Annotated in this window: 22 protein-coding genes; 10 read left to right on the top strand and 12 right to left on the bottom strand. The window is 66.7% G+C overall.

Features of this window, described 5'->3' with window-relative positions:
* Positions 1–11 precede the first annotated feature (11 nt).
* The 3 genes from AB0L57_RS20610 to AB0L57_RS20600 all read left to right on the top strand — a co-directional run bounded on the left by AB0L57_RS20610 (position 12) and on the right by AB0L57_RS20600 (position 3,303).
* Positions 12–1,082, top strand: a complete 1,071-nt coding sequence (locus AB0L57_RS20610; RefSeq protein ID WP_364964443.1) for a cysteine synthase family protein — start codon at positions 12–14, stop codon at positions 1,080–1,082.
* Positions 1,082–2,473 carry an MATE family efflux transporter gene (locus AB0L57_RS20605; protein ID WP_364964440.1) on the top strand — a complete coding sequence of 464 codons (1,392 nt, stop codon included), beginning with the start codon at positions 1,082–1,084 and terminating at the stop codon, positions 2,471–2,473. Before AB0L57_RS20610 ends, AB0L57_RS20605 begins: the two co-directional genes overlap by 1 nt.
* 131 nt (positions 2,474–2,604) lie before the next feature.
* On the top strand, positions 2,605–3,303 hold the full coding sequence (locus tag AB0L57_RS20600; protein WP_364964438.1) for a hypothetical protein: 699 nt from the start codon (positions 2,605–2,607) through the stop codon (positions 3,301–3,303).
* Between the two features lie 218 nt (positions 3,304–3,521).
* On the opposite strand, the gene AB0L57_RS20595 is transcribed toward AB0L57_RS20600, so the two are convergent.
* The gene (locus tag AB0L57_RS20595; RefSeq protein WP_364964435.1) at positions 3,522–4,190 is read right to left on the bottom strand and encodes a response regulator transcription factor; all 669 of its coding nucleotides are present in this window, start codon (positions 4,188–4,190) and stop codon (positions 3,522–3,524) included.
* Between the two features lie 388 nt (positions 4,191–4,578).
* Between AB0L57_RS20595 and efeU the strand changes: the two genes are divergently transcribed.
* The 5 genes from efeU (at position 4,579) to AB0L57_RS20570 (ending at position 9,561) form a co-directional block, all read left to right on the top strand.
* Entirely contained in the window at positions 4,579–5,469 is an 891-nt protein-coding gene (gene efeU / locus AB0L57_RS20590; RefSeq protein ID WP_364964432.1) for an iron uptake transporter permease EfeU, read from the top strand.
* 18 nt (positions 5,470–5,487) lie between these two features.
* Positions 5,488–6,618: an iron uptake system protein EfeO gene (gene efeO / locus AB0L57_RS20585; protein WP_364964430.1), complete on the top strand. Its 1,131-nt coding sequence runs from the start codon at positions 5,488–5,490 to the stop codon at positions 6,616–6,618.
* A complete protein-coding gene (gene efeB / locus AB0L57_RS20580; protein WP_364964428.1) occupies positions 6,602–7,882 on the top strand; it encodes an iron uptake transporter deferrochelatase/peroxidase subunit in 1,281 nt (426 codons plus the stop codon). Before efeO ends, efeB begins: the two co-directional genes overlap by 17 nt.
* 113 nt (positions 7,883–7,995) lie before the next feature.
* Entirely contained in the window at positions 7,996–8,706 is a 711-nt protein-coding gene (locus tag AB0L57_RS20575; protein WP_364964426.1) for a hypothetical protein, read from the top strand.
* Positions 8,707–8,889: 183 nt separating this feature from the next.
* Positions 8,890–9,561, top strand: coding sequence for a response regulator transcription factor (locus AB0L57_RS20570; RefSeq protein ID WP_364964424.1), 672 nt, complete (start codon positions 8,890–8,892; stop codon positions 9,559–9,561).
* Positions 9,562–9,588: 27 nt separating this feature from the next.
* Here AB0L57_RS20570 and AB0L57_RS20565 read toward each other — a convergent pair whose 3' ends face one another.
* The 3 genes from AB0L57_RS20565 to AB0L57_RS20555 form a co-directional block, all read right to left on the bottom strand.
* Positions 9,589–10,473, bottom strand: coding sequence for a hypothetical protein (locus AB0L57_RS20565; RefSeq protein ID WP_364964421.1), 885 nt, complete (start codon positions 10,471–10,473; stop codon positions 9,589–9,591).
* Between the two features lie 162 nt (positions 10,474–10,635).
* Positions 10,636–11,259 carry a GPP34 family phosphoprotein gene (locus tag AB0L57_RS20560; protein ID WP_364964419.1) on the bottom strand — a complete coding sequence of 208 codons (624 nt, stop codon included), beginning with the start codon at positions 11,257–11,259 and terminating at the stop codon, positions 10,636–10,638.
* A 62-nt stretch (positions 11,260–11,321) separates the two neighbouring features.
* Positions 11,322–11,966 carry a DedA family protein gene (locus AB0L57_RS20555; protein ID WP_364964416.1) on the bottom strand — a complete coding sequence of 215 codons (645 nt, stop codon included), beginning with the start codon at positions 11,964–11,966 and terminating at the stop codon, positions 11,322–11,324.
* Between the two features lie 211 nt (positions 11,967–12,177).
* Between AB0L57_RS20555 and AB0L57_RS20550 the strand changes: the two genes are divergently transcribed.
* The gene (locus tag AB0L57_RS20550) at positions 12,178–13,566 is read left to right on the top strand and encodes a HAMP domain-containing sensor histidine kinase (RefSeq protein WP_364964413.1); all 1,389 of its coding nucleotides are present in this window, start codon (positions 12,178–12,180) and stop codon (positions 13,564–13,566) included.
* On the opposite strand, the gene AB0L57_RS20545 is transcribed toward AB0L57_RS20550, so the two are convergent.
* The 8 genes from AB0L57_RS20545 to AB0L57_RS20510 all read right to left on the bottom strand — a co-directional run bounded on the left by AB0L57_RS20545 (position 13,538) and on the right by AB0L57_RS20510 (position 22,143).
* On the bottom strand, positions 13,538–14,392 hold the full coding sequence (locus AB0L57_RS20545) for an ABC transporter permease (RefSeq protein WP_364964410.1): 855 nt from the start codon (positions 14,390–14,392) through the stop codon (positions 13,538–13,540). The genes AB0L57_RS20550 and AB0L57_RS20545 overlap by 29 nt on opposite strands.
* 192 nt (positions 14,393–14,584) lie before the next feature.
* The gene (locus AB0L57_RS20540) at positions 14,585–15,973 is read right to left on the bottom strand and encodes an FAD-dependent oxidoreductase (RefSeq protein WP_364964408.1); all 1,389 of its coding nucleotides are present in this window, start codon (positions 15,971–15,973) and stop codon (positions 14,585–14,587) included.
* 111 nt (positions 15,974–16,084) lie between these two features.
* Complete coding sequence (locus AB0L57_RS20535) at positions 16,085–16,540, bottom strand: hypothetical protein (protein WP_364964405.1); 456 nt, start codon at positions 16,538–16,540, stop codon at positions 16,085–16,087.
* The gene (locus AB0L57_RS20530) at positions 16,537–18,150 is read right to left on the bottom strand and encodes a GMC family oxidoreductase (protein WP_364964403.1); all 1,614 of its coding nucleotides are present in this window, start codon (positions 18,148–18,150) and stop codon (positions 16,537–16,539) included. The genes AB0L57_RS20535 and AB0L57_RS20530 overlap by 4 nt, the downstream gene beginning before the upstream one ends.
* A gap of 84 nt (positions 18,151–18,234) precedes the next feature.
* Positions 18,235–19,134 (bottom strand): dihydrodipicolinate synthase family protein, encoded by a 900-nt coding sequence (locus AB0L57_RS20525; protein WP_364964400.1) that lies wholly within the window; start codon positions 19,132–19,134, stop codon positions 18,235–18,237.
* A 628-nt stretch (positions 19,135–19,762) separates the two neighbouring features.
* Entirely contained in the window at positions 19,763–20,116 is a 354-nt protein-coding gene (locus tag AB0L57_RS20520) for a cupin domain-containing protein (protein WP_364964398.1), read from the bottom strand.
* A 201-nt stretch (positions 20,117–20,317) separates the two neighbouring features.
* Positions 20,318–20,854 carry a DNA-binding transcriptional regulator gene (locus AB0L57_RS20515; RefSeq protein WP_364964396.1) on the bottom strand — a complete coding sequence of 179 codons (537 nt, stop codon included), beginning with the start codon at positions 20,852–20,854 and terminating at the stop codon, positions 20,318–20,320.
* 50 nt (positions 20,855–20,904) lie between these two features.
* Positions 20,905–22,143: an MFS transporter gene (locus AB0L57_RS20510; RefSeq protein WP_364964393.1), complete on the bottom strand. Its 1,239-nt coding sequence runs from the start codon at positions 22,141–22,143 to the stop codon at positions 20,905–20,907.
* 628 nt (positions 22,144–22,771) lie between these two features.
* Between AB0L57_RS20510 and AB0L57_RS20505 the strand changes: the two genes are divergently transcribed.
* Positions 22,772–24,241, top strand: a complete 1,470-nt coding sequence (locus AB0L57_RS20505) for an APC family permease (RefSeq protein ID WP_364964390.1) — start codon at positions 22,772–22,774, stop codon at positions 24,239–24,241.
* Positions 24,242–24,372: the final 131 nt, after the last annotated feature.

Here is a 24,372-nt window from a genome sequence, read left to right as displayed (position 1 = left end):
GAACTGCCACCATGCTGACAACGATCAGCCGCACCGACACTGCGATCCCGGATCACGCATCCGCTCTGGTCGGTGACACGCCCCTGCTGGAACTCGCCCGCACCGGGGCGGGAACCCGGCTGCTGCTCAAGCTCGAGCAGTTCAACCCGACCGGCTCGAGCAAGGTCCGCATGGCGCGGCAGATGATCCTGGAGGCCGAACGCACCGGAGCCCTGCTGCCGGGCGGCCACATCGTCGAACCCACCTCCGGCAATACCGGACTCGGACTGGCGTTGATCGCCCTCGAACGCGGATACCGATTCACCGCAGTCGTCGACACACACGCCGCCCGGGACAAAGTGCGGGCCATGGCCGCCATGGGCGCCGAACTGGTGGTCGTCGACACCGGCGTCAGCGACGCGCCGAGCACAGTCGAAAGGCGCCGGGTCGCCGACGAGATCGCCACTCGCACCGGAGCTTTCCGGCCCGACCAGCACAACAACCCCGCCAACAGCGACGGATACACCGACCTCGCCGGTGAGCTGCTCGATGTCCTGGACCGCATCGACTATCTGGTCGGCGCGGTCGGCACCGGCGGATCGCTGTGCGGCACAGCACGAGAACTGCGTCGCCGCGGAGCCGCCGTCACCACCATCGGAGTCGAACCCGTCGGTTCGATCATCTTCGGCGGTCCCGGGAGCAGATACTGGCAGACCGGAGCCGGCAGCCCGGAAGGATTCACGGTGGGCAGCAACGTCGACTACGACTGTGTCGACGAAGGTGTTGCCGTCGGTGATGTCGACGCCTTCACCGCCGCCCGGGTCGTCGCTCGCCGCACCGGCCTGCTCATCGGCGGAACAGCCGGTGCCGCAGTGAGTCTGGCGCTGCGGCGCCTCGCCGTCGTCGCGGCGGGCAGCACGATGGTCGTGCTGGTCTGCGATGCCGGCGAGAAGTATTTGGACAGTATCTACGACGACGACTGGTTGCGCGATCGGCGCCTGCTCGACGAGGCCGCCCACCGTCGCCTGCACCGTCTGCTCAACGCCTACGCCGATTCGGTCGGAATCGCGGCAGCGGACCTCTACCGCAAGGCAGGTGCCTGATGCCCACCCTGCTCGCCGGGAAATCGGACTGGTTGCGCGACTATCGTCCCGTCGTCGCGATCGCCACCCCGATCGCCGGAATCCAGCTCGCCCAAGTCGCGTTGACCACTGTCGATCTGGCGATGATGGGGCTGCTCGGGGTCACCGCGATCGCCGCCGGTGGTATGGCCATCCTGCTCTACAACCAGCTGCGAACGATGAGCGTCGGCATGGTCACCGGACTCGGCAATCAGATCGCCGGGGCCGTCGGCCGGGGTGAAGCCCGCACCGGCACCGAGGATCTCGACGATCGAGCCCGCGACGAGATTCGTGATCTGGTCCGCGCCGGACTGTTCGTCGCGACCATCGTCGCCGTCGGCGCCGCCGCGCTGCTGATCGGCCTTGGCTTCGCACTACAGTGGTTCGGGCAACGCCACGAGGTCGTCGAGGCCGCCCGGCCGATGATGATCGCCCTGGCTCCGGGCCTGCTACCGATGTTGTGGCTCAATGTGTTGCGCCAGTTCGCCGTCGGCATGCGCCGTCCGGGATCGCTGCTGCGCGTCACCCTGGTCTCGATCGCCGTCAACGCGGCGTTGAACGCCGCCTTCATCTACGGATGGCTCGGTCTCCCCCAGCTCGGTACCACCGGCGTGGGTGTGGCCACCACACTGGTACAGGTCTTCACCCTCGTCGCGTTCCATCGGCAGATTCGCCGCGATCCCCAACTGGCGGGCCTGCTGGCCACGGATTGGTGGACGCTCGACCGGGCCACGGTGCGATCGATCCTGACGATGGGCACTCCCATCGCATTCACCTACGGCAACGAGGCCGCGATCACCTCGGTCGCGACTGTGTTGATGGGCGCCTTCGGCCCGGCCGTGCTCGCCGCCGGCAATATCGTCAACCAACTCGCCTATATCGTCTATCAGCTCAATATCGGTCTGTCCCAGGGCTCTTCGATCCTGGTCAGCCGCAGTGTCGGCCGCGGTCACCGCTCCGAGGCCGCCCACATCGCACGTCGCGCGCTCACGGTCGCCGTGGCGATCATGACCGTGATCGCCGTGATCTACTGCCTGATCCCCGGAGCCGTGCTGGCCCCGTTCCTGCACGACGACGACAGCGCCGAGGTCGTCGCCACCGCGACCACCCTGCTCTGGTTCGCGATCGCCCACCAGTACCTCAAGGGCACACAGAACATCTGTGTCGGCCTGTTGCGCGGATTGGGCAACACCACCTCCAGCCTGCGCATCACCCTGATCGGCTATTGGGGCATCGGCATACCGGTCATGCTCGTCGCCGCCTACGCCCTGCACTGGCACGGATACGGGGTATGGCTCGGCCTGTGCGCCGGCTTCGGAGCCACCGCAGTCCTGCTGGCTCGACAGTTCCGCACCGACCTGCACAAGGCATAGCAACCACCGAAAACCCCCGCAGGCCACCACATTCTCGGCGTCCGGACGCTCGTCGGCGCCGTGTGGGTGAGTGCTGCCCACTGACACCTGCCGACCGCAGGTTTCGAACACAACGATCGAAGGAAAAGACCATGAACAAGATGCTGTCCACTGCTGCGCTCGTCATGACCACGCTCGCCGTGAGTGCCGGCACCGCGCAGGCGGGCGAACCGCCGTCGTCCCCGGCTCCGGTGCATTTCACAGCGACCGAGCACGACAACGCGACGACCGTCACCGTGGACTCCGGTGCACTGATCGCGGAGAACGGAATGTTCACCATCACCGCACCGGACCACACCGTGCTCGCGGGCACCCCGCTGCGCTTCCGCGTCGACGACTTCGAATTCCCGATCACCGCCGAGATCCGCGGGAAAACCGCCACTCTCACACCGCATTTCGACGCTCGTCATGCGATGTACACACCGGTGGCGATGCCATTCGAGGACCAGGCGCCGTGGAAGAATTCCTACGATCGCGAACAAGCGGCGTGGAGCCGGATGACCACGACCATCGCCATGGGATCCACGATCGGTACAGCGGTGGGCGGCCTCGGCGGCGCGGCGGTGGGATGCCTTCTCGGGGGCATCGCCGGAGCCACCGTCGCGGCCGCGACGATCGTGGGAATGTTCGGGCCCTTCGTGCCGGCCGCGGCCGTCGGGTGCCTGGGTGGCACGATCGCCGCCGCCCCGCTCGGAACCGTGGCGGGGTTGCTGCTGGTGACCGCACCGGTCGGTGTCGCCGCGGCGATGCAGTACTTCACCACCATCAACTCACCACTGCCCGGGAAGTGACACCGGTACTCACGCCGGGCGGGCCGCACGTATCCCGTGGCCGGTTCCGATCCTGCGACGCCGAGGGAGCGGGCGGCGATCGACTCGTCTGTCGTCGTCCCAGGCTCGGCCGCGCCAGGCTACGCGACCGCCACATCTGCGCGGTCCACCGATCGCACGGCCGGGCCCGGGCCGGTACGGAACCCGAGCGCTGCGGGCCCGGCACCGACCGGGTCGATCTAGTCGGTCAGCTGATAGCCCACGCCACGATGGGTTTTCAACGTCGCACGCGCGAACGGGAGATCGATCTTGCTGCGGAGGTAGCGGACGTAGACGGCGACCACATTGTCGGGACCGTGGTGGTGGCTGTCCCAAACGTTGTGCAGGATCTCGGTTTTGCTGACCACCTCCCCGGACCGGCGCATCAGATACTCCAGCACACCGAATTCCCGGGGAGTCAGCGAGATCTCGGCATCGCCCCGGCACACGGTGCGACGGCCGGGGTCGAGGACCAGATCTCCGACCGTGAGAATCTCGCGCTGTTGCGGCGCTTGCCGCCTGATCAAGGCCCTCAGCCGAGCGATGAGCACGACGAACGAGAACGGTTTGGTGAGGTAGTTGTCGGCTCCCATATCGAGAGCATCGGCTTCCTCGTGGTCGCCGTTCTTCGCCGTCAGCATCAGCACCGGCGTGGTCACATCCTGGGCCCGAATTCGGCGCAGGACCTCGTACCCGCTCAGCCCCGGCATCATGATGTCGAGCACGATGACATCGAAGTCGTACTCGGTGGCCAGCCACAGTCCATCGAGCCCGTTGCCCGCGATTTCGACGACGAAGCCCTCCTGCTGGAGACCACGGCGAACGGTTTCGGCCAACGGTGCCTCATCCTCGACCACGAGCACACGCATCCGCGTCGCCCCCTTCCGCGCCCACGCCGATCCGCGGACTTCCTCATCACCGAATACCCGTGCCGGACTGCGGTCGTCGCCTCGCACAGCGGTGCGACCGCCGGATCGTTGCCGACCCGGCGGACTGCACCACGCAGCGGTAGCGGCCACCATGCGGACCACCGACCCAGGACTCAACCCTGACATATTAACTTAGGCTAACCAAACTTATCGGTCGATCCGACTCCGACTCCACCGACCCACCCTCACTTGCCGCGCTCCGCGCCGGATCGGACATTTCACAGGTTCGCCACAGCATCGAATCCCTATTGTCCCAGTCCGTGCAGATGGATAGGTTTGCCTCACCTCACTGTGATGAGGCTGTCCTCAGCGGCGAAGGCGAGCGGCGATGACAGGGCTGGCAGCGGGGACACGAGCGCCATCGATCGCGGCACAACTGTTCGGGTCGGGGTTGATCGGCGTTCGCGAAGGCCTCGAGACCGGCATCGTCGTCATGATCCTGGTGGCGTTCCTGGTCAAGTCGGACCGGCGCGGCGCGCTCACCTTCGTGGCCATCGGGGTCGGCGGCGCGATCGCGATGGTCGTCGCGATCTTCGCGGTCGTGCACTACGGCACGTCCACGGTGTCCGGTGTTGCGGCGGAACTGATTTCGGGTATCGCGTCACTGGCCGCGGTGATCATCGTCACCTGGATGGTGCTGTGGATGCGTACTGCGTCGCGCTCGATTTCCGGTGAACTGAAGGCCGGGATGTCGAAGGCGCTGGAGCTGGGACCCCTGGCCGTGATCTCGCTGGCGTTCCTCGCCGTGGGGCGCGAAGGAGTGGAAACCGCTCTGCTCATGGTGGGGTACGCGGAGAACACCGCGGGCAGCGCGTGGCCGCTGATCGGACTGCTGGGCGGAATCGCGATCGCCGCCCTGCTGACGGTACTGCTGTATTTCGGTGCGGTACGGATCGATTTCGCGACCTTCTTCAGATACACCGGAGTCCTGCTGATCGTGGTCGCCGCGGGAATTCTCGCCTATGGCATCCGCGCGTTGCAGACCGCGGGATGGCTTCCGGGACTGTCGAATACGGCCTTCGACATCTCGTCCTGGTTTTCGATGTCGAGCTGGTACGGCACGGTGGCGCAGGGGGTCTTCAACTTCCGCGCCGATCCGACGGTGCTGCAGCTGGCGGCCTGGGCGCTGTATGTGATCGCCGTCCTGGCCTTGTTTCTGCGTCCGGTGGCAGGGGCGGCCGCTCGGCCTGCCACCCGCACCTCCGCGACGTCGCGTTGAGTGAAAGGTACATCTTCCGTGCGTAGTTCAGTTCTGGCCGTTGCGGCACTCGCTCTTCCTGCCCTGCTGGCCGGGTGCACCAGCAAGGGCGGCGCCTCGTCGAGCGACGACATCTCGGTGACCGCAAGCGATTCCGCGTGTGAGGTGGGGCGCGACTCTGCCACCACCGGACCCGCGACGTTCGCGATCACCAACAACGGCACCAAGGTCACCGAGTTCTACGTCTACGGCGCCGGCGACCGCGTCGTGGGCGAGGTCGAAAATATCGGGCCCGGCCTGACCCGGCAGCTGATCGTGTCGCTGCCCGATCCCGGCACCTATCAGACCGCGTGCAAGCCCGGAATGGTCGGTGCGGGTATCCGCCACGACTTCACCGTGACCGGCCAGGCACACAACACCGGCGAGGACGCGAAACTGGCCGAGGCGGCAGCCGGATACAAGCGCTACCTGACCGCTCAGGTGGCAGCGTTGAAGGACACCACCGCCTCCTTCGTGGCCGCGATCAAATCCGGCGATGTGGAGCAGGCGAAGAAGCAGTACCCGGTAACCCGCACCTACTACGAGCGGATCGAGCCGGTCGCCGAGAGCTTTCCCGACGATCTGGACCCGCGGCTGGATCTGCGAGAGGCCGATCTGGCCGACGGCCAGAAATGGACCGGGTTCCACCGGCTGGAAAAGGACCTGTGGGCACAAGGACTTCGACCTGACACCGGTCAGATCGCCGATCAGCTCAGCACCGATGTCGCGGAACTGGCCGACGGCATCGACAGCGCGGATTTCTCGGTCGACCCCATCCACGTCGCCAGTGGCGCGCAGACCCTGCTCGACGAGATTGCTCGCACCAAGATCACGGGTGAGGAGGACACCTTCTCCCACACCGACCTGTGGGACTTCCAAGCCAACATCGATGGCTCCCAGGCAGCCATCGCCAGTGTCCGCCCGATCCTGGACGAACGAAACCCACAGCTGGGCAAGCAGATCGACCAGCGCTTCGCCGATCTCGACACCGAACTGGCCGGATACCGGCGCGGCGACGGCCACGTCGGCTACGACACCGTCACCCAGGATCAGCGCGCCGCGTTCGCTCGCCGCATCGATGCCCTGTCCGCCGTCGTGAGTCAGGTACAAGGCGTTGTCGCCGGATCATGATCGTGCCCCACGCTCGCCCGCGGTATCGCGGCGAGGGCTGTTCGGCGCGGTCGGCGCCGGAGCGCTCGCCGTCGGCGGCGGAGCACTGGCCGGGCGGATATCGGCCGGCGCCGGGGCCACCGGCCACGACGGGAGCGAACCCTTCCGCGGCCCGCACCAAAGCGGGATCATCACCCCGGCGCAGGACCGATTGCATTTCGTCGCCTTCGATGTGCACACCGAATCGCGCACGGAACTGATCGAACTGCTCGAGACCTGGACCGTCATGGCCGAGCGCATGACCGCGGGCCAGGAAGCGAGCCCGGGCGGCGCGGTCGGCGGCGGCACCCATCAGCCGCCGGGCGACACCGGCGAAGCACTGGATCTACCGGCCGCACACCTGACGCTGACCATCGGATTCGGGCCCACACTGTTCACCACTTCCGGCGGTGCCGACCGATTCGGGATCGCCCCGCGCAAGCCGCGGGCCCTCACCGAACTCCCGCGGTTCACCCGTGACGCACTCGACCCGGCGCGGTCCGGCGGTGACATCGCGATCCAGGCCTGCGCCGACGACCCGCAGGTCGCCGTCCACGCCATCCGCAACCTCGCCCGGGCCGGCTTCGGAGCGGTATCGGTGCGCTGGTCGCAACTGGGATTCGGGCGCACCTCGTCGACATCGGCCGCACAGACCACACCCCGCAACCTGTTCGGTTTCAAGGACGGTACTCGCAACATCAAAAGCGAAGACCACGACGCGGTCTCACGCTTCGTGTGGGTCGACCCGCGCGACGACCAGGCCTGGCTGGGCGGCGGCTCCTACCTGGTGGCACGCAGGATCCAGATGCTGATCGAGCCATGGGATCGCACCAGCCTGCACGAGCAGCAACGAGTGATCGGCCGGTCGAAGTCCACCGGCGCACCGCTGGGCGCCACCCACGAGTTCGACGAACTGGACCTGCAGTCCGCCGGACCGACCGGCCCGTTGATCGACACCGCCGCCCACGTTCGCCTCGCCTCCGCCGAAGAACTCGGCGGCATCCAGATCCTGCGCCGGGGCTACAACTTCACCGACGGATCCGACGGCTTCGGTCACCTGGACGCCGGGCTGTTCTTCATCGCCTACTGCCGCAACCCGCAGACCCAATTCGTTCCCATGCAGCACAACCTCGCACGCAACGACGCGCTCAACGAGTACATCGAGCACGTCGGATCGGCCGTCTTCGCCGTGCCACCGGGACCCGGCCCCGGGGAGTACTGGGGATCAACACTCTTCGCGACGTGATCGCACTACGAATTCCGCTACCGAACAAGGTAATTCGGCACCTACGGAGAGATTTCGAGTAGTTCACCCATGCCCTTTCACCCATTCACGCACGTAATCGGAAATGAGCAATCATGAAGGTACGCAAGACCGCAATCGCCGCCGCTCTCGTCGCGGCGACCGTCAGCACCGCCTGCGGCACCGCGGCCGCGGCACCCGCGCCGGCGGACAAGCCCGACCCGACCACGATCAGCACCGATGTCCTGCCCGGTGTGCACTACCGCGCCAGCATCGTCGACCACTCCGTGGTCGTCACCACCGACGGCGGCTCGCTGACCACCCTCGGAACGCAACTGCAGGTCCTCGACTCCCAGGGGCGGATGGTGGCCGGAGTCCCCCTGACCTACAACCGCGACGGCAAGGACTGGCCCATCGCCGCCCGCATCGACGGCAACACCGCGGTGCTCACCCCGAGCACCGACCCGGCCGACGCGCGACCACACGACCTGTCGGGTCTGCGCCACGTCGACGCCCAGTCCGACTTCAACGACTACGTCGGTGTCGCGGCGAACAACATCGGCCTGGCCGTCGGAGTGGGTTCGCTGATCGGCACCGTGGTCGGCGCGATCGGCGGCTGTGTGGCCGGTATCGCGCTCGCCAGCACCACCCTGGCATTCCCGCCCCTGTTCCTGCCCGCGGGTGCCGGAATGTGCCTGGCCGGTGTTGCCGCGGGTGCCGGTCTCGGCGTCGTCGCCGGAACCATCATCTTCGGCGTTCCGGTCGCCATCGCCAGCGCCATCCAGTTCTACAACGAGGTCAACACCCCACCCAAGACCGACAACTGACCGATTCCACCGGGCCGGGTGGCGGGCACCAGCATGCTCGCCCCCCCCGGCTCGGCGCACGCCCCGTCGTCCGGCGATGCGCCCTGTGCGCACCGAACCTGTGGCGACGCTGTGATCGATACGCGCCCGACCGTGGTGGTGAGCTGTAATGGAGGCATCCACTCGCGGAAGTAGAGGTGATTCGTGCGCGTTCTCGTGGTCGACGACGAGGTATTGCTGGCGGCAACCCTGCGCCGGGGACTGCGCGCAGAGGGATTCGTCGTGGAGCTCGCCCACGACGGTGTCGACGGTCTCGATCTCGCCACGACCGGAGACTTCGACGTAATCGTGCTCGACATCATGCTGCCCGGCCTCAATGGCTACGAAATCGTTCGCGAAATGCGCAAACGCCGCATCTGGACCCCGGTACTGATGTTGTCGGCCAAGGACGGCGACTACGACATGGTCGACGCGTTCGATCTGGGCGCCGACGACTATCTGACCAAACCCTTCTCACAGGTCGTGCTCACCGCCCGGCTGCGCGCCCTGCAACGCCGTGGCAGCACCGAGCGACCACCGGTGATCACGGTCGGCGACTTGTCACTGGACCCCGGCCGGCACCGGGTACACCGCGCGGAGCAGCAGATCGAGCTCACCCCACGCGAATTCGCGGTCCTCGAGTACCTGATGCGCCACCCCGGCACCGTCGTGAGCAAAACCGACATCATCCGGTCGGTCTGGGACAGCAACTACGACGGCGACGCCAACGTCGTCGAGATCTACATCGGATACCTGCGACGCAAGATCGACACACCGTTCGGGATTCGCAGCATCGAAACGGTCCGCGGAGTCGGCTACCGGATGCTCGAACCGTAGCCCGCGCACCCGGTCGCCGGTGACCGGTCAACGATGCGGCCGCGATACCTGTTCGTCCCCGAGTATCGGCTCCGGCGCCGTGGCGCCGGCCCGGCCCGCCGCCACGGCCGGCTCGAACTCGTCACCGGCCCGGCTGCGGCGCCGCTGCCAATGGATACCCATGATGCCCAGCACGAGGATCGCGAACAGGACCGCGGATGTTCCGTAGGTTCCCAGGCCCAGCCCGCCCGCGGACCGGGGTTTCGACAGCAGGTCACCGCCGGTGGCGCCGAGCGGGCGCGTGAGGATGAAGGCGATCCAGAACAACAGCGGGCCAGGGATTGTCGTGAAGTGGTGGGCGCCCAGGATGGCGGCCATGATCGCGGCGATCAGGACGGCGCTGCCCCAGTAGCCCAATCCCGAGCTGTCGGACAGGAAATCGCCGGTGGAGGTGCCCAGTGTGTTCGACAGCAGAATCGCGGCCCAGTACAGCAGCTCACCACGAAGGGTCGTGATGTTGGTGACGTCGTAGGTCTGCCCGCTGAATCCCCAGATGATGAACACGATCGCCAGTCCGGTGATGAGGATCGCCGCCCCGGCGCCGTAGCCGAGCCCACCGTCGGTGGAGGTGTCGTGGCCCGGCCCGCGATTGATCAGATCCGACATCGTGGTGCCCGCGGTACTGGTCGCGGCGATCACCGTCCAGTAGAGGGCGGGATGGAACCGGCGTGCCCGCAGTTGGGCGAGCAGGCTGACGATGAAGATCGCGAGAAACAACACCGTCGCGGCGACATATCCGAGTTTCAGGGTCTGGGAGATCATGTCGCCGCCGGTCTCCCCCAGAGTGGTCGCGGCGATCTTGAGCACCCAGAACATCACGGTGATCTGCGGCAGTTTGTAGTGGGTGAACGCGTTGTCGGTCTGCACGGTCATGGACGTGGGCGTTCCTTCGTCGAATCGGGTATACAGTCGCGCAGTGTGCGCCACCGGCGCTGAGAGGACGCTGTGAAACCGCGGCACCCGGGCGAGACGGTCCAGATTGCCGCCTCTTGCCGCGGTGACCGGCCGCTGCGATGAATCGGCACCGAATTACGGTCACTCGGCAGTTGATCGGCCCGCGCGCGCTCGGTGGCCGACCGGCGACACCGGCTGTGGACCGGGAGGAGTTCTGGGCACGAACAGCGGGCGAGCACCGAAACCGAGCGCATCGGCCAGCGCCTCGCGATCGAGCCGACGCAGCGATTCGGCGAGCTCCGCGCAGTCGCTGTGCCGCACGATGAATTGCCCTGCCCAGTAGCCGGTTTCATGCTGGGGCCAGCGTGGGAACTGCACCGCCAGCACGTCGGCGGCGTGCAGGATCGCGATCAGCGCGCGGGTCGGGCGATCCGGCTGCTGGGCATCGAACAGTGCCCGCTCGAGCGCGCGCCGCAGGGCCTGTTTGCCGGGCAGATCCACTGTGGGCCATACCGTACGTGGAACCACACCGCCCATCCGGATGCTGTCGCGCCGCACGCACCGAGTGCTGTGCAACGTAGCCAGCGATCGCTCGCGACGCTGTCGTGACGACAAGCTACGACCGTGCTGTCGTGGTGCGCCGCAGGCGATGTCCGCGACGGCTGCGACGGTCAACGCTCTGCCCGTGGTCGCCCTGTCGAGCAACGGGCGGCCGGTGTCGTCGTCGAGGAGCAACCAGAGCAGGTTGTGCGAAACCGGGGTCATGCTGCCACCGTCACATGACGTGGCTGTGGAATCGCTGAGACCGACGGCGTTCCGATGGTGGATCATCGGGTGTTCACGTCCAGCTGCGCAACTGATCCGGTTGTGGCGGTGTCCCGGCGCGAACGCCGCCGCAGGTACCACACCGCCGCGCCCACGATCGCGACTCCCGCGATCGCCGCGACCGCGTAGCTGGGGCCGCGCAACACATCTTCGACATGCTTCCAGTTCGCGCCCGCGGCGTAGCCGCCGATCGCGAGCGCCGCGGTCCACGGCAGGCAGCCGGCCACGGTGTAGACCCCGAACCGGATCGCCGGCATCTCGGCGATACCGGCCGGCAGCGAGATGAACGTGCGGATGCCGGGCAGCAGCCGAGCCCAGAACACAGCCGCGCGGCCGTGCCGGTCGAACCAGTCCTGTGCGCGGTCGACCTCCTCGGTGCGCAACAACACATGGCGCCCCCACCGGTGCAAGGCGGGGCGACCGCCCCAGCGCCCCACCAGCCAGGCCAGATAGCTGCCCACGACATTGCCGAGCGTGCCGGCCACGATCACGGCCACCAGATTCGGGTGCGCGCCACCGACCGCACCAGCGGCCAGCGCGCCGCCGAGCAGCATCGTGACCTCCGACGGGATCGGAATACACGCCGATTCGGCCGCCATCAACACCACGATGGCGAGCAGTCCGTAGGTGACGATCAGATGTTGCATGGTGATGGGAGCCTTCTGCAGACGATGGTCGGTCGATGGGCGACCTGCCGACACCGCGATGGGCGCGTGGCGCGGTCGCGGAAGCGCGACGAGATGTCGACACACTGTGGCACCGGGCGACTGTGACCACGCTGAGAGCGATGCACGAGATCAGCGATCGATCGCCCACAATGTGGAGGTCATCGTGTCGCCGAGAACGGACGGAGCCAGCATGCGGGCGCCGATATGGGTCACCGAGCGCCTCGCCGATGTGTGGCCACCCTCGCGGTGGGGTCTACGGCTGCGATCGGCACTGGTCACCACCGCGGTCATCACCGTCGTACTCGGATTCGGCGCCGGAATCATGCTGTGGCTGCTGTACCGGTCATTGATCGACACCGTCGACAGCGCCGCCACCGCCCGCCTCGACGACATCACCGCACAACTGCGCACCACCGCACCCGCGACGCTGAACACCGCACTGCTCGCGCCCAACGGATACGTCGACATCGTCGAGATCACCGATGCCTCGGGGCGAGTACTGCGATCCTCGGCCCGCACCGTGGACCATCCGCCACTGGTCCCGAAGGCCGAAACCGTCGTCGGCCAATCACTGGGCGGGGATTCGGACCTGCGGCTGTCCGCACGCGTGATCGACTCCCCCTTCGGACGGATCACCGCGATGGTCGCAGCGAACATCGAGCCCGTCGAGGACACCTTGGAGGAAGTGGCCATTGCGCTGGCCATCGGCGCGCCGATTGTCGTCGTGGTCGCCGCGGGAGCCAGCTATGCGCTGGTCGGAAGCTCACTGCGGTCGGTCGAGGCGATCCGGTCCCGGGTCGCGGGAATCAGCAGCACCGATCTGTCCGAACGGGTCCCGGTGCCCCTCGCCCGTGACGAGGTCGCCCGACTGGCCGTCACCATGAACGAAATGCTCGGCCGCGTTCAGGCCAGCCATCTCGCGCAGCGGCGGTTCCTGTCCGACGCCTCCCACGAGCTGCGCAGCCCACTGGCCACCGTTCTCGGTGGTCTCGAACTGGCCCGCGACCACCCCGGTGCCTTCGATACCGACCTCGCCGCCGACACCCTGCTCCCCGAAGCCGAACGGATGCGCTACCTGATAGACGACCTGCTCACCCTCGCCGCCGCCGACGAGAACGGCCTCACCATCCATGCCACCGATGTCGACCTCGACGATGTCGCCGCCATCGCCCTGCGAGCGGTGCGCAGACGCGACACCGTCACCGTCACCACCGACCTGCATCCCGCTCGCATCAGAGGCGACGCGAGGGCACTCACCCGAGTAGCGCGGAATCTGATCGGCAACGCCTTCATCCACACCCGCACCGTCGTCGACATCCACACCAGGCAGACATCCACCCACGCCGAACTCATCGTCGACGACGACGGCCCCGGACTTCCCGTCTCCGAACGCAAGCGCGTCTTCGAACGATTCGTCCGCCTCCAGGACGACCGCGGCCGCGACAGCGGCGGCACCGGCCTCGGACTGGCGATCGTCGCCGAAATCGTTGCCGCACACCACGGTACGGTCGTCTTCGACGACTCTCCCCGGGGCGGAGCCCGTGTCGTGGTCAGTCTCCCCCTGCCGGCCGACGCCTGATCCCTCGCGTCACGGCCCGAGCCGTCGATACCTCCCGGCTGCTGCGGCGGCGCCCGGATCTCGGGTCAGGAGCGCCCGGCGATCCGCGATCACGGTGGACCCGGCCACGCGCGACCAGTTCGACCGTGATCGCCACCGCGCACGACTGCGTCAACAGCAGGCCGAACAGGACCAGCACCTGTACCGCGGCCGCCTGTACCGCCGAGCCACTGGCAACCAGGACACCGACGAAAGCACCCGGCAGGGTCACCAGTCCGACCGTGCGGGTCTGGTCGACACCGGGCAGCAACGCGTCGGCCGCTGTCGGGCGAATCACCTCGAGCCGCGCATCACGCTCGGACAGGCCCACACTCAGCGCTGCCTCGACCTCCCCGAATCGATCACGCACGACATCCAACGCGCGACGAGCGGCCAGGCTGGTCGCCGTCATGGCGCCGCCCAGCACGATGCCACCGACCGGCACGATGGCGACGCCCTTCATGGGAACCACGCCGGTGCCGATCATCATCGCCAGCACCACGATCCACCCCGTCGCCAGGGCCACCGCGAGCCAGACACCGGAGCGGCCCGCCGAGGCCCGCCGGCCCGCGGTGTGCACCGCTGCCGCGAACATCACGGCAAGCACGAGAAACGACGACCACAGTCGCGTCAACGCGGCACCCAAAACCGCAGCGACCATCCCCAGCTGGAGGATCGCACGGGTAGCGGCGGCAGGCACGACCCGCACCGGACCGAGTTGTGCGAAGCGATACACGGCCGCGGAAGCGGCCACGAGAACCACGCACAGCGTCACCAGTCCCGGTCCCGGCGCAGCGGCGATATTCATTCTGTCCCATCACCTCTCGGACTTGTCGGACTGCACCGCGCTCATCCCGGAAGGCCGGCTCGATACCGCATGCGAGGCGCACCCGACGAATCGCGTCGGATCCGCAAGCGGGCCTTGGACATTCGCCGAGGCCCGCTTGCGGTGAGACTGGCACGTAGTGCCGCAGAGTCCGTCGGCGGGACTCCCGACTCCCTACTGTCGAGACGCCCCGGAGCGCACCCGGCCATCCAGAGCGGTCGCGACTGCCGCCGCGGTCTCCACACCGGACTTGGCCGCGTCCTCGACCGAGCCGCTGACCGGAGCGAAATAGTCACCCGCGAAGTGGATCACGTTCGCTGCCCGTTCGCGATACCGCATCACCGCCTCGAAGTCGCTGGTCGGCGTCCGATACCAGTTCCCGAACTCCCACTTCTGTACCACCGCCTCGGTGATCAGGCTCTTCAGCTGGGGATACAGGCGGTAGAGATCCTCCCGGAATCGGCGTTCGATGTCGTTGTCCGCGACGTTCATCAGCGCACGCCCGAGTTCTGCCCCGGCATAACACATCAAGCTTCCGCCGATCTCGCGCACAGAGTTGCCGCGCAACGGATTCGCGTGATTGAACACCATGTTGAAAGCCATGTCCGGTGTCAGAATCGCGTACAGGTCATCCCACGGCATGGGGCCCGATTCGTCGGTCAGTACGGCCATCGACACGAACGGCTCGTACGCCACCGCCCCCAGGGATTCCTCGACGTCGCGAGGCAGGCCATGGACCAGCTTTCGGGCAATGGGTGCGGGGGTCGCGACGATGACATGTCGTGCCGCAACGGAAAATCGTCCGTCGGCCGTGTCGTAATGGACAATCGCGCCCTCACCATCGGGTTCGATGGACGACACCGTCGCCCCCAGAATGACGCGTTGTGCCAGGCGACGATGCATCGCCGCGCCGATCTCGCCGGAGCCGCCCAGCAGATTGACCGGGGAACCGCTCGCCTTGCCGGCCCAGTTCCCGGCAAAGATCGAGATCCCCGCCGCCGCGGACAAGTCGTCGATCTCCGCGGGAACTCGACGCGCGGCGGTGGTGAAGATCGCCTCGACCGGCTTCGGCAGCCGACCGAGTAGATCCCGGAAAGTCCGATGGCTTTCGAACCGCAACATACGGGCACGACGGTCCGCCTCGGACTCACCGGGCCGCGCGCGACTCGCGGAGAGGAACGACATGACCTTCACCCGGACCAGCAGGCCCGCTCTGATCAACTGAATCCGCTCGCGCAGCGACAGCGGCAGGGTGAACGGATAGGTCTCGGCTCGACGGTTCGTGTAGACCTTTCCCGCCAGGCCCATCGCAGTCTTCGACCCGGGGACGTCGATCGTGTCCAGACCCAAGTCGGCGAGTATCTTCCGAATATGGGAGCCGGTTGCGTCGGCGGGAAACAGGTGCGCCCCGAGGTTGAGCCAATAGTCGCCCCGCGCAGCGGACTTCAGGCGCCCGCCCAGGACGTCGTTTCTCTCGAGAAGAACGATGTCCTTGTCACGCAGCTGCCACGCCGCGGCCATCCCCGCGGGACCACCACCCACGATCACAACGTCCCGCGTCATCGTGCTCATTACAGGTACCTCCGGTGATTGTCGTGGATCGTGAACTGGCGCAGCCGCTCCGGTATGCCCGTCGCCACGGGGATGGGTGTGTCGGTTGTGTTCGTCGAGCGCTCAGTCGGCACGTGCGGCACCTGCCACATCGTCCAGAGTTCGGACCGGGCAACCGCGTTCGAAGACCGCGTCGAGGATCCCGGTGCTCAGTTCGTCGACGACCTGTTCGGGCTTGGCGGGCCGGCGGTTCCCGGTCGGCAGGCCCAATGCGTCCAGTACCGCAGGTGACATGAAGTAGGCGCCGACCGCGAGCAGCGAGACCTGCTCGAACGACGAGGGATCCGCGTCGGCGAAGGCCGACAGATTCTGCCAGGACGGCTCGGCGGGGATCGCTTCGATCGCCGCGGCTAGGGCTCTGCTCTGTCCGTCCAGCGCGGCCGCCGCACACTGCACCATGTCGTCGAAGTCCGCGAGCGACGGCGCGGGAACCGACACCGACGCTCCGGGAATCAGCACCGCCGCTACCCCGCGAATGCGGTCGAGTTGCTCTGGGGACAGTGCTGCTGTGATCTTCATGCCGGCACCCGCTGATCGTGGGCCGTATCCGCCAGGTGGGTCGCGGTCCGCAGAGACATGGCCGCGATGGTGGCCGTGGGGTTGACCGAACCGCCGGTGACCATCACACTTCCGTCGACGATGAAGAGGTTGGGCACGTCGTGCGACCGGCCGAAGGCGTCGACGACGGAGGTCCGCGGGTCGGCTCCCATCCTCGCGGTGCCCAGCAGGTGGCCCGACTCGGTCACCGGAGCGATGAGGGTCCGGGTCGCTCCCGCCGCTTCGTGCGCCTCGACCATGCGAGCGTCCATGAAGTCGATCATTCGATCGGCGTTCTTGTCACGCCGATAGTTCAGCTTCACCCCGGGCAGACCGCTGCTGTCGGTGGACGAATGATCGAGCAGTACGGCGTTGGACTCGTCCGGAAGATCATCGATCACCCCGGACCAGATCATCGAACGGCCCGTGTAGGCGGCGAGTTCGTGAAGCTGAGGGCCCCACCGTTCGTCGAAGGCTCGCTCCTGGAGGTGGTCGAGCACGTGCAGCACACCGAGCGGAGGCATGAGCGCCCACTTGGCGCCCCGCAGGAAGCCACGCGAGATGTCCGTATCGGCGAACTCCATCGAGTAGATCAGTTGTCCCGCAGGCCCGTACCAGGCCGCCAACTCCTCCTCGTAGGTGCCGAGCACGCTGTTGACCGGATGCAACATCAGGTTCTTGCCGACCAGACCGCTGGAATTGGCGAGACCGTCCGGGTTTTCGTCGTCCGACATCAGAAGGATGCGCGGTGTGCCGATGCCGTTGCCCGCCAGGACAACCGCATTGGCCTCGATCCGATGCTCCGTGCCCTCGACATCGATCCAGATGGCGCCGTTGGCAAGTCCCCGGTGGTCGACCGTGATGCGCGCGACCCGGGCTCCGGTGATGAGCTTGGCGCCCGCGGCGGTGGCGTGCGGCCAGTAGGCCAGGTCGAACGAGGCCTTCGCGCCGACCGGGCAACCCCGTTCGCACAGACCCCACCGCACGCACTGCCCCATACTCTTGTAGGCCGTCGACGGAATGGCGTTGGACCCCGGCCACCAGTGCCAGCCCAGCGCATTCATGCCCCGTGCCATCTGGGTGCCGCCGGGGCCGATCGGGTGCGGCGGCAACGGATAGTCGTGCTCGGGATAGGCGGGATCGCCGCCCAGGCCCGAGACTCCGATGAACCGGTCCACCGCGTCGTAGAACGGAGCGAGATCGGTGTAGCCGATCGGCCAGTCGTCGCAGATTCCGTCGACGGTGCGTACGCGAAAGTCGCTGGGCAACAGACGCATCCAGTGTGCTCCGTAGAAGACCGAGCCACCTCCCACGCCGTTGAACATGATCGGGTCGGCGTCGGCATGATCGACGTTCAGGGGGTAGTCGGCACGGCCCTTGCGCTCATTCGGCCAGACCGACCATTTCCCCCGGGTCAACAGTTCGAACTCCGGTTTGGTGCCCGGCATGTCCTGCGCGTCGACCCAGTCGCCCTGCTCCAGGCACACCACCGAGAACCCACGCTCGGCCAATGTATGCGACGCGACGGCACCACCGGGGCCCGCGCCCACGACGAGTACGTCGACTCGGTCTCTGCTTGATTCGTTCGTCATTGCACCTGTCACCTCTTCACTCGTGATCCAGCTGACGGCCGGCGCTGGACCCGGTCCGCTGGTTGCTTGTGCGCGTCTCCGACATCACGACGCCCGATCGCCATCGAGGTCGCGCAACACCGCGACGAGCGCCGCTCGTTCGTCCTGCCGGGGTGGGAGATACGGCCGGCGAACGTCGCCGACATCCACCCCGCGCATCTGCACAGCGAGTTTGACGATGCTGACGTAGTTCTCCGACTGGCCGATGAAGCGCAGAAATGGGCGGAGTCGTCCCCAGGCCGAATCGAATTCGTGGTCGAGCCGCCGGCGATAGCAGAGGTTCAGCACCTCGACGATCAGCTCGGGCACCACATTGCCGGCGCCGAGCACGGCGCCGTGGGCTCCCGCCAGCACGGCAGGTGCGAGTTGGTCGTCCCAGCCGGTGTACACCGCGAAGTCGGCCGTCGCCGCCCAGTCCACCAGATCACCGAGCAGGGTCGCATCACCCGAACTGTCCTTGATCGCGCTGACGTTCGGCAGAGATGCGAGCTCCGCCACCTGCTCGAGGGCCATGACACCGGCGGTCCGGGTGTTGTACAACATGATCGGCACCGAGATCGCGCCGTCGACCTCCTCGTAGAACGCCCGCTTCTCGCGCCAGTTGACGGCCTCGCCGAAAGGCGCCGGGAGCAGCACTCCGGTGGCGCCGATCTGCTGAGCTTGCACGCTGAGCCGCACGGCGTCACGGGTGGCGAGTGCCCCGGTTTGAACGATGAAGGGCAGGCGCCCGTCGAGCGTCTCGGCCACGGTGCGAACCAGTTCGGCGCGCTCGTCGAAGGTGAGTACGCCGTGTTCACCGGTCCCCCCGGCGACCAGAATGCCGCCGACGCCCGCCTGCACCTGCCGTTCGACCAACTGCCTCGTCGCGGTGACATCGATCCCGTCATTCGTCAACGGCGACACCAGTGCCGTGACCAAACCGGTGGGCCACATCTGCCGACTCATGCGTACTCCTCGACCTGTCGGATCTGCTCCGCCGAACAGCGAGAGCACCTCATCTGGAACCGAGAGAGCTCGACTGTGAACAACACCGGGCCACTCGCATCACCGTCTGATCAGGTGGGAGGGAAAACTCGGCGGCGAAGCCTCTCGATATGTACAACTGTACATTCTATTTCGAGATGTCGTCAACCGATCACCCGACTTTTGTCACCGATCTCCGCCGAAAAAAACACGGCCCATTTCCGGAAAAGCGGATTCATCGATGACGAGACACGCGGCGAGGCCGAGACGACTTGTGCGCCGATCACTTCGGGATGCGCAGACCGAATCACATCGATCGGGCACGAATTCGAGGACCACTCGAAGATGTTTCACCCGGAGGCACCATCGCACAGATGCGAATCAGGTTGCCGAGAAAGGGATTCAGTCGCGCGACAGCAGTTCCGGGTTCGGGCCCGGGAATGAGATTCAGAGCCGACCGACGGTGCAGGCGAACATATGCGTGATGAACGTCCAAGACGGTGGCCAGAGGTCACCTGAACGAATTGCCTTTCGCCCGAATACAAACGGACGACGTTCGCTGCCGCACCGTGTGCGATTCGACAGCAGCGATTCGAGAACTCGACTGCGGCTACGCCCCGGAGTCGTTGTCGTCCAGCGACATGAACACCGAGACGTCGTGATAATCGGCCGATGTCTCGAATGTCACCGTCAACCCCTTGCGCAAGAAGCAACATCCCCCCGCGGTCAGCTCGAAGGTCTCGCCGTCCTGGAGCGTGAGCCTCGTACTGCCCGCCACCACATACAGAAACTCGTCGCACGGCGTGACGACGTCGAAGCGACCGTGCTCTTTGAAAGAACCGGCCCTGCGGGCGCCGTCGGGAGATTCGTAGAGCCACTTCTTGAACCCGTTGACCTCGGGCGCTGGATCGTAGGTGGCGGTGTGCACATTGAAATGCGGTACGGCAGTGCTGTGGTCGGTCACCCGAACGGTTCCTCTCAGTCAGGGATGAAGTCGCGTGTCGCACCCGTCCGCTGTCGCGTCGCTGGCGTGCGGCATACACGAAAAAGATAAGTACAAATGTACATTCCGGGATATGGCACGTCAACGCCCTCGCAGAGCGACGCGATCATCGGTTGGAGATCGTGCGGTCGGCCTCGGGCCGGACGAGCAACGACCACCTGGCTACGGCAGGAGACGACGCAGCACTTGCTGGACTTCGTCGCGAGACGGCATACCGTGGATGAGCGCCCGGACGAACATCCCGTCGACCACCATCGCCACGGTCTCGGCCGTGACGGTGTCGGTGTGCAGGGACAACACCGCGGGAAAAGCCTTGTCCCACTCACGACTCAGCGACCGCAGCTGCGGTCGGCGGAGAGCGGCCATATAGAGCTCGTGCTCCACGACCAGCCGATCCCAGTGCTGCGTGAGTGCGTTCATCACGTAGTCCGTCACCGCATCCGCGAGGTCACTGCCGGGACCGAGACCGTCGGCCCACACCGCGAGATCGTCGTCGGTTGCCTTCTTCGCTTCGACGATCGCCGCGGCAAGCAGGTCGTCCAGCGTCCGGAAGTGATAGGTCGTCGAGCCGAGGGGGATGTCCGCGACCGCCGCCACCGCTCGATGGGTGAGACCCTCGACGCCCTTGTCGGCCACCACTTCGAGTGCCGCCAGCGCGATCCGTAGCGGTCGCTCGCGATCGGCCGTCCCTTTTGGCACCTGATCTCCTCACTGTCCGGGCAGAGCAGAGTTGCGCCCGCCGGCCGACGCTACCGCAGCGGCGAATCGCAGAGCCGGTCGCTGGAAGCACATGTCGGACGGCCCGCGTTCACGGACACGCCCAGTGCGGGCGTCAGGAGGAATGCGACGACGACAAGGCCGAGCGGCAACAACAGCGCCGCGCGTAACCCGTAGTCCTCACCGAGGATTCCGAGAGTGGGCGGACCGACCAGAAATGCCACGTATCCCATCGTCGCCACGAAGGCCACCCGCGCCGACGAGTCGGTACCGGAATCACCGGCCGCCGAGATCGCGATGGGAAAGCCAAGGGACAGTCCGAGTCCCCAGAGCAGGACCGCAGGAGCGGCCAGTATCTGGTTGTCCACCAAGGCGACGCACCCGATACCGATCGCAGCGGTCGCCGCACTCACCCGGAAGACGGCGACCCGTCCGAAGCGGTTCAGCAGCCGTCCGCCACCGAACCGGCCGACGGTCATCGCAGCGGAAAAGGCGGTGAACACCAGGGATCCGGCGACCGGACTCGAGCCATGACCATCCACCATGACCAGCGGCAACCAGTCCGTCGCGGCGCCTTCGGCGAGCGCCATGGCGAGGACGATGGCACCGATCAGCAGAAGCGGGCGGTCTCGCCACCGCTTCCCGCTCGGCGCCACCGGCTCGGTGCGATCACCGGCAACGGATGAACGCCCGTGCGGGGAGAGGTGGCGGACCTGGGCAACCAGGATCGGAACTCCGATGCACCCCACCAGCACCAGATGCACGCCTATCGAGACATCGGCCAGGCTGCAGCAGGCTCCGGCGAGCGAGCCCACGACGGTCCCGAGGCTGAAGCAGCCGTGCATGGCCGGCAACACGGAGACGCCCGCGGCGCGTTCGACGGCGGCCGCCTCGGAGTTGATGGCGATCTCGCTTCCGCCCATTCCCAGGCCGAACAGGCACAGGCCACCCGCTGCGGCACCCGCCAGGCCCGCCTCGGCGCCGAGACCGACGACGGGCATGCTGACGACGATGCAGGCCATGCCGGCCGCGGTCACCGCGCGCGTTCCGAAACGGGCGATCAACCAGGGCGACAGGACAATTCCGAGCATCGACCCGATGGAAACGCCGAACAGGACGATTCCCATCTCCTGGGTCGAGGCGTGGATGGCGATCCGGATGTCGGGGGTCCGCGCGACCCACGAGGCGATGGCGAGACCGGGAAGCGTGAACAGCGTGAAGAGGGCGAAGCGTCGTCTCCGGAGCACCGGCGAACCGCCGCTTTTTCGCATATGTACAACTGTACATTACGGGGCGAGTGCCGAACAATCACCTGTCACTCAAGGCTCTCACCAGCGGAAAGTCATCGAACATCGAAACCTCGGCCATAGGGACACTCGGAGAATGACCGATCGTCGACGTTGCTATGCTCCAGCCGACTCGACCCGGCTTCGGCTCGACGCACTCAGCGACGTCGAACGTCCCGCTCCCACCGTCGCCGCCCGCGAGCAGCCGCCGAGGCGCCGGGACAGCACCGGAACCGGCAGTCGGCACGACCGCCGGGGCGCCGCAAAGCCCGGAAGATCCACGCGCCCGAGCCACGGGATCGACGTGCCGGGCCGGCACGAACTTTCATCCGGGAACCGACGGTGTGCGCAGGTGACGCCGTCGCCGGTGACGCGCTGGGCGGCGCGACAGACCTGCTCACATGAGGCCGTGACGTCGGCGACGCCCGAATCGGCAACGCGACGTCGTCGCAGTCCACACTCAGAGTGCATTCAACATCTGACTATTGACAGTTGTCCTACAAGTACTTAAATTGAGCCCAACTCAGAGTGAGGCCGCTCACAGTCTCCTTCGAGTGACGGGCCCCGCGGCTCGCGAGAAGCTGTAAGTCGATCCGAATTGGAGTGTTGACCCATGACCGAACTCGCACCACTCGATTCGGATTCCGCACCGGCGACGATTCCCACGCAGGAGCGTCATCGTCTCCCGCGCACGTTGAACACCTTCACGCTCGGCTTCATCTTCGTGGCCTTCGCCGCACCACTGTCCGTGCTGGCCGGCTGGCTGCAGCCCGCGATCGCGTTCGGCAACGGCATCGGCGCGCCTGCCGCGTTCCTGGCGGCCGGAGCGCTGTTCCTGCTCTTCCAGGTGGGAACCCTCGCCATGAGCCGGCGGATGAAGAGGCCGGGCGCCTTCTACACCTATATCGCGGAGGGCATCGGCAAACCGGCCGCGCTGGCCGGATCCTTCCTCGCACTCGCCGCCTACATCACGATGACGGTGTCCGGATACGTCTACACCGGCGTGATCATCGGGAACCTGATGAAGCAGGTCGCGGGCAGCCCGTTGCTCCCGTGGCAGGTGTGGGGACTGGTCGTGTTCGCCATCGTCACGGTGCTCAACCTGCTGCGGATCGACCTGTCGGCGAAGGCGGTCGCGGTCGGTGTGATCCTGGAGATCATCATCGTCGCCGCCTATGAGGCGGTCGTGCTGATCAAGGGCGGCCCCGAGGGGTATTCGCCCGCATCGTTCTCCCCGATGGAATTCCTCGGCGGCAGCCCGGGGCTCGCTGTCCTGTTCGCCCTGTCGACGCTGACCGGCCTCGAGGCGCTGGCGGTCTTCCGTGAGGAAGTCCGCGACCCGCAGCGGACGGTTCCACGCGCGGCCTACGGCGCCATCACCTTCACGACTCTGTTCTTCGCCCTCGCCGCCTGGTCCTACATCATCGCCATCGGGCCGTCCCACGTCATCGACGATGCGCGCAACGCACCCGTCGACTCGTTCACCGGCTCGGTCGAAACCTACATGGGCGGATTCGCTCCGACTCTCGTCGCCGTCCTGCTGGTCACCAGCCAGCTCGCCGCGGTCAACTCGGGCCAGGCCACAGCCATCCGCTACCTCTACACCCTCGGCCACGACCGGGTGCTCCCGTCGGGGCTGGCGCGAGTGCACACCCGGCTCGGCTCGCCCTACGTCGCCGTCATGGTGAGTATCGGACTGTGCCTGGCGATCTACCTCAGCGTCCAGGCGTCCAGTGACAACGCGGCGCTCATCTACGGCATCGTGGGCGGATTCGGGACGATCTTCCTGCTGCCGCTGCTCCTCGGGACGTGCGCTTCGGTGATCCTCTTCTTCAAGAAGAATCCGGGACACGGCGAGAACGCCTGGAAGAGTTGGATCGCACCGGGTCTCGCTTTCGTCGGCCTGGCGACAGTATTGATCTTCGCGCTGACCAACCTCGAACTCATGGTCGGCAACCAGATCGTCGGCATGCTCGGCGCCCTGGGGCTGATCCTGATCATCGCGGTCGGCGTCGCGGCCGCGCTCTGGTTCAAGAAGAACCGCCCCGATGCCTACGACCGGATCGGGCGACAGGTCGACTGACCCGCCGAGCTGCCTGCCGGCCGCGTCGATTCACGACGTGCGAACCGGCCGGCCCCGGCGTGGACCGAACCGGCCGGCGGTCGGCATCCCGGCCGCACGACAGCGGCGCGCCCCGGCGATCATCGCAGCCG

The sequence above is a fragment of the Nocardia sp. NPDC052254 genome (assembly GCF_040679495.1).
Taxonomy (GTDB): Bacteria; Actinomycetota; Actinomycetes; order Mycobacteriales; family Mycobacteriaceae; genus Nocardia.
The sequence above is the reverse complement of the archived record's forward strand: the minus strand, read 5'-3'. Positions and strand labels throughout refer to the sequence as shown.

Excerpts from the sequence above, each read along its gene's own strand:
- AB0L57_RS20575 (WP_364964426.1), top strand. The coding sequence starts at position 7,996 with ATGAAGGTACGCAAGACCGCAATCGCCGCCGCTCTCGTCGCGGCGACC.
- AB0L57_RS20505 (WP_364964390.1), top strand. The coding sequence starts at position 22,772 with ATGACCGAACTCGCACCACTCGATTCGGATTCCGCACCGGCGACGATT.
- AB0L57_RS20595 (WP_364964435.1), bottom strand. The coding sequence starts at position 4,190 with ATGCGTGTGCTCGTGGTCGAGGATGAGGCACCGTTGGCCGAAACCGTT.
- AB0L57_RS20555 (WP_364964416.1), bottom strand. The coding sequence starts at position 11,966 with ATGCAACATCTGATCGTCACCTACGGACTGCTCGCCATCGTGGTGTTG.
- AB0L57_RS20550 (WP_364964413.1), top strand. The coding sequence starts at position 12,178 with ATGCGGGCGCCGATATGGGTCACCGAGCGCCTCGCCGATGTGTGGCCA.
- AB0L57_RS20530 (WP_364964403.1), bottom strand. The coding sequence starts at position 18,150 with ATGACGAACGAATCAAGCAGAGACCGAGTCGACGTACTCGTCGTGGGC.
- efeU (WP_364964432.1), top strand. The coding sequence starts at position 4,579 with ATGACAGGGCTGGCAGCGGGGACACGAGCGCCATCGATCGCGGCACAA.
- AB0L57_RS20540 (WP_364964408.1), bottom strand. The coding sequence starts at position 15,973 with ATGACGCGGGACGTTGTGATCGTGGGTGGTGGTCCCGCGGGGATGGCC.
- AB0L57_RS20535 (WP_364964405.1), bottom strand. The coding sequence starts at position 16,540 with ATGAAGATCACAGCAGCACTGTCCCCAGAGCAACTCGACCGCATTCGC.
- AB0L57_RS20545 (WP_364964410.1), bottom strand. The coding sequence starts at position 14,392 with ATGAATATCGCCGCTGCGCCGGGACCGGGACTGGTGACGCTGTGCGTG.
- AB0L57_RS20510 (WP_364964393.1), bottom strand. The coding sequence starts at position 22,143 with ATGCGAAAAAGCGGCGGTTCGCCGGTGCTCCGGAGACGACGCTTCGCC.
- AB0L57_RS20565 (WP_364964421.1), bottom strand. The coding sequence starts at position 10,473 with ATGACCGTGCAGACCGACAACGCGTTCACCCACTACAAACTGCCGCAG.
- AB0L57_RS20605 (WP_364964440.1), top strand. The coding sequence starts at position 1,082 with ATGCCCACCCTGCTCGCCGGGAAATCGGACTGGTTGCGCGACTATCGT.
- AB0L57_RS20525 (WP_364964400.1), bottom strand. The coding sequence starts at position 19,134 with ATGAGTCGGCAGATGTGGCCCACCGGTTTGGTCACGGCACTGGTGTCG.
- AB0L57_RS20610 (WP_364964443.1), top strand. The coding sequence starts at position 12 with ATGCTGACAACGATCAGCCGCACCGACACTGCGATCCCGGATCACGCA.
- AB0L57_RS20560 (WP_364964419.1), bottom strand. The coding sequence starts at position 11,259 with ATGACCCCGGTTTCGCACAACCTGCTCTGGTTGCTCCTCGACGACGAC.
- AB0L57_RS20600 (WP_364964438.1), top strand. The coding sequence starts at position 2,605 with ATGAACAAGATGCTGTCCACTGCTGCGCTCGTCATGACCACGCTCGCC.